The 9,635-nt window shown below is 68.6% G+C and carries 6 protein-coding genes and 1 pseudogene; 5 read left to right on the forward strand and 2 right to left on the reverse strand.

What is annotated here, in order from left to right; translation table 11 throughout:
* Positions 1-421, reverse strand: a pseudogene (locus GSF22_RS25290) (hypothetical protein); the annotation flags it as partial.
* A 1,248-nt stretch (positions 422-1,669) separates the two neighbouring features.
* On the opposite strand from GSF22_RS25290, the gene GSF22_RS25295 reads away from it, so the two are divergent.
* Together GSF22_RS25295 and GSF22_RS25300 are read left to right on the forward strand one after the other, a co-directional pair.
* On the forward strand, positions 1,670-2,251 hold the full coding sequence (locus tag GSF22_RS25295; protein WP_307804307.1) for a GNAT family N-acetyltransferase: 582 nt from the start codon (positions 1,670-1,672) through the stop codon (positions 2,249-2,251).
* Positions 2,252-2,342: 91 nt separating this feature from the next.
* On the forward strand, positions 2,343-3,668 hold the full coding sequence (locus GSF22_RS25300; RefSeq protein ID WP_208816239.1) for an MFS transporter: 1,326 nt from the start codon (positions 2,343-2,345) through the stop codon (positions 3,666-3,668).
* Between the two features lie 14 nt (positions 3,669-3,682).
* On the opposite strand, the gene GSF22_RS25305 is transcribed toward GSF22_RS25300, so the two are convergent.
* Positions 3,683-4,285, reverse strand: coding sequence for a hypothetical protein (locus tag GSF22_RS25305; RefSeq protein ID WP_208816234.1), 603 nt, complete (start codon positions 4,283-4,285; stop codon positions 3,683-3,685).
* A 627-nt stretch (positions 4,286-4,912) separates the two neighbouring features.
* Between GSF22_RS25305 and GSF22_RS25310 the strand changes: the two genes are divergently transcribed.
* The 3 genes from GSF22_RS25310 to GSF22_RS25320 all read left to right on the forward strand — a co-directional run.
* Positions 4,913-5,500, forward strand: coding sequence for a hypothetical protein (locus GSF22_RS25310; RefSeq protein ID WP_208816235.1), 588 nt, complete (start codon positions 4,913-4,915; stop codon positions 5,498-5,500).
* Positions 5,501-5,571: 71 nt separating this feature from the next.
* Complete coding sequence (locus GSF22_RS25315; protein ID WP_208816236.1) at positions 5,572-8,745, forward strand: type I restriction endonuclease subunit R; 3,174 nt, start codon at positions 5,572-5,574, stop codon at positions 8,743-8,745.
* A 39-nt stretch (positions 8,746-8,784) separates the two neighbouring features.
* On the forward strand, positions 8,785-9,635 hold an 851-nt coding region (locus GSF22_RS25320), incomplete at its 3' end, for a serine/threonine-protein kinase (RefSeq protein WP_208816237.1).

A 9,635-nucleotide genomic window follows, 5' to 3' on the forward strand; every position in this document is an offset into this window, starting at 1 on the left:
GTTGCGGGGCCGTGGCGGGCGGCGAGCCGGTGGTGGTCGGTGTGGCGGGTTGGTCCGTTCGCGGAGGCTGGCTCGTGGCCGTGCCGTGGTCGTCTCCTGCGACCGGGCCGGTGGCGGGCGGGACGGTCGGCATGATCAGCGCGGCGAGGGCGAAGCCGGCCAGCGCCGCGCCGACCAGCCAGACCGCCGGGCGGCGCGTGATCCGGACCAGACCGGCAGCCGCGCCGCCCGGCAGGTTCAGGACTGCGAGGAGTACCACACTGGCGAGCAGCACCGCCGTGAGCAGCCAGATCAGGGGTCGCCAGCCGGCCGGTACCTGGACCGTGTTCACGGCCATCCCGCCGACCAGGGCGAACAGTCCGCCAGACAGAGCGATCAGGGCCGTCATCCGCCATGAGGGCTGGCCACCGTCTCGGCTCATGGACTCATTGGCTCCTCGGTGTCGAACCTGGACCGAGTCTGCCACCCCGATACGTGCTGCTCCAATGAGTGGTGTCTATCGGCTGGGCCACTGTTGTCGGCCGGTGCCGCGAGCGGGCCACGCGGGCTGTCCTGTCCGTTCTCGCCCACGGCCGGTCCCGCTACGAACGCTGTGACCAGGTCATCGTCGTGAACGACCGGTACGACCCGCCGCTGCGCGGGATCGGGCTGTGGGAAAACAGGGGCGCCCCGACCCGACGCCGCCCCGCACGAATGCCGGCCGGTCCAAAGCCGCCAGCCGTCCGCTTCCCGGCTGCTGGCGTACCTCGGGACATGGGGAGGCCGACCCGAAGGCCGCCTCCCGACGAACTATCAGCCCCACTCGAAGGCGCGCATCCCACACACCCCCTCTCATCAGCGGCATGCAAGAGACGCCCAACCAACCTGATGCGTTGCAGCACTATCCGAAACCCGACACCGGGCGGCGGGATGCTGGCAGGTCGATGGGGCGCTGCCTGCACACCACGAGATCAGCCCCAATCGAAACCGCGCATCGGTCACCTGCCCTCGGGTTGCTACACCAAGCAGACGCGGTGACCGGGCGGTGCGGTTGTCGACTGAGGAGGCAGAGCGACCGATGCGCAACACCCCGATCTGCGGCCGATGACGCGGTCGCGTCATGACCGGGCTGGGTCACCGGCGTTCGTCACCGGTTGATCGCCATGTCGTGATGCGCGGGTATCGGGCTCGTTCATCGGGATCTCCGGGTGAAGTCACCATCGTGGATGCTGTGGGTTGCCGGCCTCGAATCCATCGATCCGCACGTGGTCGGAGCGCGCCGCCCACCTCTGCCCGGCCTGCCCGGACGTCCACCACGGCGGGCACCGGCTACGCCGACGACAAGCCCGACTCCCCTACGGGGACGCTCTCCCACCCGGGGGCGGGCGCGACGGTGACAAGCACCAGGACGTCGTCGCCGAACGGGTCGCGGGTTCGCCGTACCACCGTGGTGGTGGCCGCTGCCTGGTACCACTTGCTCGACGAATCCGTCCCAGGTGTGGCGTGACGGCCGGTCTGTAGATGTGACGCAGATCACACAACTCGCATGCGAGGGCTTGCTGCGTTCCTTGTGCTCCCCGACCCGAGTTGCGTCTTCGACCTGGCTGACATCGCGATGCAGCGCCCCAGGGCGCCCGCTGGTAGCTCCCGAAGCGCGTGGGCCTTTGTGGAGCTCAACAGGCTTCTGGGGGTGATCGATGCTGAGAAGAAGCGGCTCGTTCAGCGGTCCGGCTTTCAATACCGTGACCGCATGCCCGAGTTGATCCTGCCAACCATCCGCCTGCACGCCGCGTTCCTGGAATGCCGCGACGACTGGGGCCCTGGCCTCCACGAGGACGGCTTCGGCCTGGGGGCCGATGACGACGTGGACTCGCCCGAAGGCTTCGCCGCCTGGGTGCACGAGCGGGTCCGGCTGACCCATCCGGCCGGCGACCCGTGCCCGGACGAACGGCACGGCTCACCCCGGTGGATCGTCGAGAACGGTCACATACTCGGGGGAATCGCACTGCGGCACTGGTTCGACGACGAGATCGGCCAGATCGGCTACGGCGTCCGGCCATCCGCACGCCGCCGAGGACTGGCGAGCTGGGCACTCGGCGAGATGCTCAAGGAGGCTCGCGTCGCCCTGGGCCTGGATCGCGTCCTCATCCCCTGCCTGGCCGACAACATCGCGTCGGCCCGGACGATCGAACGCAACGGTGGCGTCCTTGAGGGCATTCGCGACACCGAGAACGGTCCCGTGCGGCGCTACTGGATCACCTTGGACCGATGATCGATCACACGTTGCGCACGGCAACCCCGCCGGAGCCGGATCCCGGGACCGCCCGGCTCAGATCAGGACCGCCCGGAGGGTACGGACCGTGTTGGATCTGAGGCCCTACCGGGACGCACTCGCGCTGCCGGGGTTGCGGCCCCTGCTGTTGGTCGCGATCCTGGCCCGGGTGCCAGTGGCGGCCACCGCGGTGGTGATGACGCTGCACGTACTCGATCTGGGCCACCGGTACTTCGCCGCCGGACTGGTCGGAGCCGCGATGACGGCCGGTTCGGCGCTCGGCGCACCACTGCTCGGCCGGCTGGTCGATCGGCGTGGCATACGGCCGATGCTGCTGCTGACCACGGCAGTCTCGGCGCTGTTCTGGGTGACGGCGCCGGTCCTGCCGTACCCGGTGCTACTGGGCGCCGCTTTCGTCGGCGGGTTGCTCACGCTGCCGGTCTTCTCGGTGGTCCGGCAGTCGATCGCCGCGCTGGTCCCGCCGCCCCAACGCCGTCAGGCGTACGCGCTGGACTCAATGTCGGTCGAACTGAGCTTCATGGTCGGGCCGGCGGGGGCGGTGGCCCTGGCCACCAGTTTCTCGCCCACCCTGACCATGTACGGCGTCGGCGGCGGCACCGTGCTGGCCGGACTCATCCTGCTGGTGCTCGACCCGCCGACCCGGGCACGGGACGAGGAGACGACGCCGGTACAGCCGTTGCCCCGCCGGCAGTGGCTGACCCCCCGGCTGATCGGGCTGCTCGCCGGTGGCGCGGCCAGCACGCTGGTAATCGCCGGCACCGATGTGGCGGTGGTGGCGGTACTGCGTGACGCCGGTCAGGTCGACTGGACCGGCGTGGTGCTGGCGCTCTGGGCCTCGTACTCGCTGGTCGGCGGCTTCACCTACGGCGCGCTGTCCCGCCCGATGCCGTCGCTGATCCTCACCGTTGTCCTTGGTCTGGTCACCATTCCGGTCGGCCTGGGCAGCGGCGAGTGGTGGCTGCTGGCCCTGGTGCTGCTGCCATCCGGGGCGCTCACCGCGCCGACCATAGCGGCGACTGCTGACGCGGTGAGCCGGCTGGTGCCGACGAGCGTGCGGGGTGAGGCGATGGGCCTGCACGGCTCTGCCATGGTGGTGGGGGTGGCGATCGGCGCTCCGCTGACCGGGGCGGTGATCGATGCCTCCGCACCGGCCTGGGGCTTCGCCGCGACGGGCCTACTCGGCGCGCTGATCGCGCTGGCGGTGCTGCCGACCGAGTTGCGTCACCAGCGGTCCGCTGCCGTCTCTGGAACCACCGTCACCCTCACCGCCGCTTCCACGCCCGACTCCGCCCCCGTCCGACCGTCGATCTGGACGAGTGAGTCCGTGTCCACCGGAGGGAGCATCGGCCGGAGTTCGCCACCAAGTGTCGACACGGCCCGAAAACGTGCAAGGTAGGGCGAAAGCGGCCTTCAAGATCTATCGCAGTCCGCGTTGTTCGGTCGACCTTCGATGCGGACGGTGAAAGAGGCGGTGCGGTCGGGGCCGCCGTCGGCGATGCTGCTCACCTCCAACCGCGCGCTCATCTTGTTGATCTCTTTGCAGTACCGCAGGAAGACGCTGCCCGGTTGGATCGTGGGATGCCAGCCAGCCGCCTCGACGTCCGGGCCGACGAGGACGACGAGTTCGTCCATCGCATACTTCCGATCCACGGCATATTGGCGCCAGACAGTCGCGAACTCCGGCCCTGCCGACTCTTCCCGTGCCCACGAACCCGACCGGTAGTCACATGCACGTGTTTGGGACTTCTCCTCGACCAGGCGGCCGCCAGGCGGAGCAAGCGAGAATGCCGGGTCTTTCTGGTATGCCGCCACCGCAGCAGCCTGGTCGCCGGGAGTGAAGTTGCAGCCCCACCATCGACTTGTCGTGACCGCAATCGTCGTCGGCACCACCAGCACTGCGGCCACGATCACTCGGCCGATGATGCGGTCGCGCCGTAACAGCCGCGCTGGGGCATCGGCGTTCGTCACCGGTTGATCGCCACGCCGCGACGCGCGGGGATCAGGCTCGTTCATGGGGATCTCCGAGGGAAGCCGCCATCGTGGACGCTGTGGGGTGCAACCTTGAATCTATCGATCCGCGCGAGAGTCGGAGCGACAGCTTTGGTGCAGAATCAGGACATCCGTCGGCACACCACCAGTCAGGCCGCCTGACGTCGGCCTTCACGCCGAACACCGCGCCGCCTATCTCATCGACACCACAGCCGGGAGAGGTTTTCAGGATCGTGATGCAGATGGACCACCATGCGAGGCCGCCATCAGGTGACGATCGGCTTCCGGGATCGCCGAGAGCCGGCGCCTGGGTTGCGGGCTCGCAGGTGTATCTGCTGGTCTCCTACGCGGCTGCGTCCATCGTTCCCTACGCATGGAGTCCTCGGCCGTATCCGCCCACGTGGTCGTGGGTCGTACCGGGCTGGCTACTGGGACTGCCTGGTTACGTCGTCACGATGCTGGGTTGGCCAATCTTCGCGGCAGCGGGTGCCGTTGGCGCGATACTGCTGGTGAGGCAACGTGAAAATTTGGCTGCCGGTCAGCGACGATGGCTCGTCGCAACGACTCTTCTGATGCTGACCGGCGTCGTCTTTGTCCTGACGCCATTCGGCGTGCACCTGAGGGACTGGACACTGGACTAATGGTGGCGATATGACACTCAGTTATTGCCGGGAGACGAACGCCGCTGACTGGCTCGTCCGGTCGGATACGCCCGCCGGGCAGTTGATCACCTTCGGGCCTGCCGGCTTCGAGGCGTACGCGCGGCTTCGCTTCATCCCGGACCCTACCGGACCGGGCCAGAGTGAAACGGACGCCGACGTGCCGACCGAGCATCCGTCGGACGTCGAGCAGACACGACGGGCACTGCGCCTACTCGCGGCGTTCACGTCCACCCCGCAGGAATGCTATTTCTGCCTGTGGGAGGGGTATTCCGACGCCCCGCTGCCACCACAGGTGCAGCGCGGTCCGCTGGTCGAGCTACCGCACCGCCGCTACGCCCTGCTTCGCGGTGCGCTCGGCGACATCGACGCCTGGGAAACGGACCTGGGGGCGGGGCAGAACATCGCACCGCCGGCGTTCGTCTGGCCGGCGGACCACCGCTGGTGTCTCGCCAGTGACGTCGACCCGCACTGGGCCGGTATCGGTGCCGAGCAGGCCGCAATTGACGCGCTCCTCGCCGATTCGCAGCTCGACGTCGTGCCGGCAAACCCGCAAGGCAGCCAACCCCAATACCGCTGAGCGCAATTACTTCGCCCTTTCAGTAGGCTCCTCGGTGGATGCGGCCGGGCATCCGTTGTTGGGGAGGCGACATGGCGGTGCATCACGAGTCGGTGTTCGGTGACGCGATCGTCGCTGCTCTCGTCGCCGGTGGCTGGGAGCTCGGCAACGCCGCCGACTACCGCCCGGATCTCGGCCTGGACACCCGCCAGCTCTTCGCGTTCGTCGACGCCGCCCAGGCCGCCGAGTGGGCCGAGCTGTCCGCCTACTACGGCGGCGACCGGGACGCCACCCGACGCGACTTTGTCAAACGGCTCGATCGGGCGATCACCGACGACGGGCTGCTCGACGTGCTCCGCAAGGGATTCAAGATTCAGGGTCTACGGTTCCGGGTCGCGTACTTCAAGCCGTCGTTCGTGGCGTCCGACGAGATCCTCGCCGACTACCGGCGCAACCGGCTGACGGTCGTGCGGGAGTTGGCGTACGCCACCAAGCAGGCCGACCGGGGCAACCGGCTCGACCTCACCCTGTTCCTCAACGGCATCCCGGTGGCCACGGCGGAGTTGAAGAACCCGCTGACCGGCTCGGGTGTTGAGGACGCCAAGGAGCAGTACCGGACCGAGCGGGACCCGACGGAGCTGATCTTCTCGCGGCGGGTGGTGGCCAACTTCGCGGTGGACCCGGACCTGGTCTTCGTCACCACCCAGCTACGCGGCAGACCGACCCGGTTCCTGCCGTTCAACACCGGCTCGGCGGGCCCGGGGCGGCCGGGCGGCAAGGGCAACCCGCCGGCCACCGGGTTCGGCAAGTACGCCACCTCCTACCTGTGGGAGGAGATCTGGCAGCGGGACAACTGGCTGGACCTGCTGGAACGCTTCGTCCACCTGAGCAGGGAGCGGGGCGCGGACGGGCGTACCCGGAGGTCCCTGATCTTCCCCCGCTACCACCAGTGGCATGTCGTCAAGCAGTTGACGGCGCACGCCGCGCGGCACGGCGCCGGGCACCACTACCTGGTCATGGCGTCGGCGGGGTCCGGCAAGTCGAACACCATCGCCTGGCTCGCCCACCGGCTGTCGTCGCTGCACACGCCCGGCGACGTGGCCGACCTGGACCCGGACGCGGTCCGGGCCGGGCTGGCGCCGGGCTCCCCCGTCTTCGACAAGGTCATCATCATCACCGACCGGCGGAACCTCGACGCCCAGCTACGCGAGACGGTCGGCAGCTTCGAGCAGACCGCCGGGCTGGTGGTGAAGATCGACGAGAACCAGGGGGCGAAGTCCGAGCAGCTCGCCCGGGCGCTGTCCCGCGAGACGGGCAAGATCGTCACCGTCACGCTGCACACCTTCCCGGCTCTGCGGGACTACCTCAAGGGCAACCCGACCGAGATCCGGGGCCGGCGGTTCGCGATCGTCATCGACGAGGCGCACTCGTCGCAGTCCGGCGAGGCCGCCGGCTCGGTCCGGGAAGTACTGCGTGACCTGGGCCTGGACGCGGACTCCGACGACCCGGGCGCGACCAGCGCGCCGGCACAGCCCGACGTCGAGGCACGGTTGAAGGGCAACGCGCGCAGGCGGCAGCGGGCGGCGAACCTGTCCTACTTCGCGTTCACCGCCACGCCGAAACACAAGACCCTCGAAGGGTTCGGCACGCTGGGCGGGGACGGGAAGTACCACCCGTTCCACACGTACTCGATGCGGCAGGCCATCGAGGAAGGCTTCATCCTCGACCCGCTGCGCAACTACGTCACCTACAACACGTACTGGAAACTCGTCAACGGCAACCCCGACGAGCGGAAGGTCGACCCGACCAAGGCGAACCCGCTGCTGGCCCGGTACGCCCTGACCCACGACTCGACCGTCGCCCAGCACGCGCAGGTGATCGTCGAACACTTCCGGTCCCACACCGCCGGGCGGCTCGGCGGCCGGGCGAAGGCCATGGTGGTCACCGCCGGTCGACCGCAGGCCGTCCAGATGGCCCGGTCGATCAAGAAGTACCTCGGCGACCTCGGCTACCCCGACCCGGGTGTCCTGGTCGCCTTCTCGGGCACCCTCACCTACGAGGGTGAGGAGATCACCGAGTCGAAGGAGAACGGCGGCCTGGCGGAGAGCGCGCTGCCGAAGGCGTTCGCCTACACCCGGGCCGACGACAGGTCCGCTCAGGCCGGCGGCCCCGGGCAGCCCGAGTACCGCATCCTGGTCGTGGCCGAGAAGTACCAGACCGGCTTCGACCAGCCGCTGTTGACCACGATGTACGTCAACAAGACGTTGACCGGGATCGCCGCCGTGCAGACCCTGTCCCGGCTCAACCGCACGGCCGACCGCAAGAGCCAGTCCGACCTGGCGGTGCTGGACTTCGTCAACGACGCCGAGGACATCAAGGAGTCCTTCCGCCCGTACTTCGAAGAAGCCGCCACCCTGCCCTCGGACCCCAACCTGCTCTACACCGCGCAGAGCCGGGTGATGGCCGCGGCGCTGCTGGTCGACGAGGAGATGCTCGCCTTCGCGGCAGCCTGGCTGGCCGCCGACGAGGAAGCCGCCGGCAGCGCCGCAAAGTGGGAGAAGCTGCACGCCGAGCTGTACCGGCACCTGGAGCCGGCGGTCGCCCGGTTCACCGCGCTGCTCGACAGCGAGGAGGAGGAAGACCAGGAGACGGCCGAGACGTTCCGGGCCGACCTGAACGACTACGTCCGCAAGTACAGTTTCCTCTCGGCCATCGTCCCGTACGCCGACGCGGACCTGGAACGGCTCTACCTCTACGGACGGCACCTGCTCAACCGACTGCCCCGCCGCCAGGACGGTGGCGTGGACATCGGCGAGGTCGACCTCAGCCACCTGCGGGTCGAGAAGACCGGCGAGCACGACGTCAGCCTCGTCCCCGACGGGCCGACCGACATGAAAGGCTTCGGCGACGGATCGGGCGGCGCGAAGGAGCCGGAGAAGTCCCTGCTGTCGGAGCTCATCGAACGGTTCAACCAGAAGTACGGCACCGAGTTCACCGAGCAGGACGTCATCAAACCCTTCAACGAGGCGCTCGCCGACCCGAAGGTCCGGCTGGCCGCCGTCGCCAACGACGAGGAGAACTTCGGCCACGTCTTCGACCCGGTCTTCGAGGACAAGATGATGGACCACTTCGACAGCACCGCCGAACTGGGACGCAAGTACTTCGACCCGCAGCAGAACTTCCGCAGCTCACTGAACCGCAGCGCCCGCAGCGCCGCATGGCAGATGATCCGCCGACAGGAAGGCGTCGTCGACGACGTCGCCTGACCCAGCCGTCATACATCATCGGAAAGGGGACACCGGAGAGTGCGGGCAGAGCCGATCGCCGGCCGGTACGAGCTGGTCGACGAGATCCGCTCCGGCGGCATGGGACAGGTCTGGCGCGGGTACGACGCCGTCCTCGACCGTGAGGTCGCCGTCAAACTCATCCGCCCCGACGTCATCTCCTCCGCCGAACAGGCCGAGGAGTTCGCCAAACGCTTCCGACGCGAGGCCCGCGTCACCGCCCGCATCCAACACCACGGCGTCCCCCAGGTGTACGACGCGGTCCTCGACACCTCCTACGACCGCCTCTACCTGGTCATGGAGTACGTACGCGGCACCTCGCTGCGCGCCTACATCAGCCAGCTCCACCCGCTGCCCGTCGAATGGGCGGCGGCGATCGCAGCCCAGATCTGCACCGTCCTCTCCCACGCCCACGCCATCCCCGTCGTCCACCGCGACCTCAAACCCGACAACGTCCTGATCTCCGACTCCGGTGCGGTCAAGGTGCTCGACTTCGGCATAGCCGCGATCCTGCGCACCGACGTCACCCGCCTCACCGGCACCGGCGGCATGGTCGGCACCCACCACTACATGTCACCGGAACAGATCCAGGGCGCCCAGATCACCCCACAGACCGACCTGTACGCCCTCGGCTGCGTCCTGCACGAACTGCTCGTCGGCAAAACTGTCTTCGACGGCGGCCCCGAATTCGAGCTGATGCGGCAGCACGTCTACGAACCACCCACCCCGCTGCGCGCGGTACGCCCCGACGTACCGGACACTCTGGAACAGTTGGTGCTCCAGCTCACCGCCAAGGTGCCCGAGCAGCGCCCCCGCGACGCGTACGACGTCTACGAACGACTGCTACCGTTCCTGCCCGGACCAGGGTCGCC

This window comes from Micromonospora echinofusca (genome assembly GCF_017614955.1).
GTDB classification, from domain to species: Bacteria; Actinomycetota; Actinomycetes; order Mycobacteriales; family Micromonosporaceae; genus Micromonospora; species Micromonospora echinofusca_A.

Excerpts from the sequence above, each read along its gene's own strand:
- GSF22_RS25305 (WP_208816234.1), bottom strand. The coding sequence starts at position 4,285 with ATGAACGAGCCTGATCCCCGCGCGTCGCGGCGTGGCGATCAACCGGTG.
- GSF22_RS25310 (WP_208816235.1), top strand. The coding sequence starts at position 4,913 with ATGACACTCAGTTATTGCCGGGAGACGAACGCCGCTGACTGGCTCGTC.
- GSF22_RS25315 (WP_208816236.1), top strand. The coding sequence starts at position 5,572 with ATGGCGGTGCATCACGAGTCGGTGTTCGGTGACGCGATCGTCGCTGCT.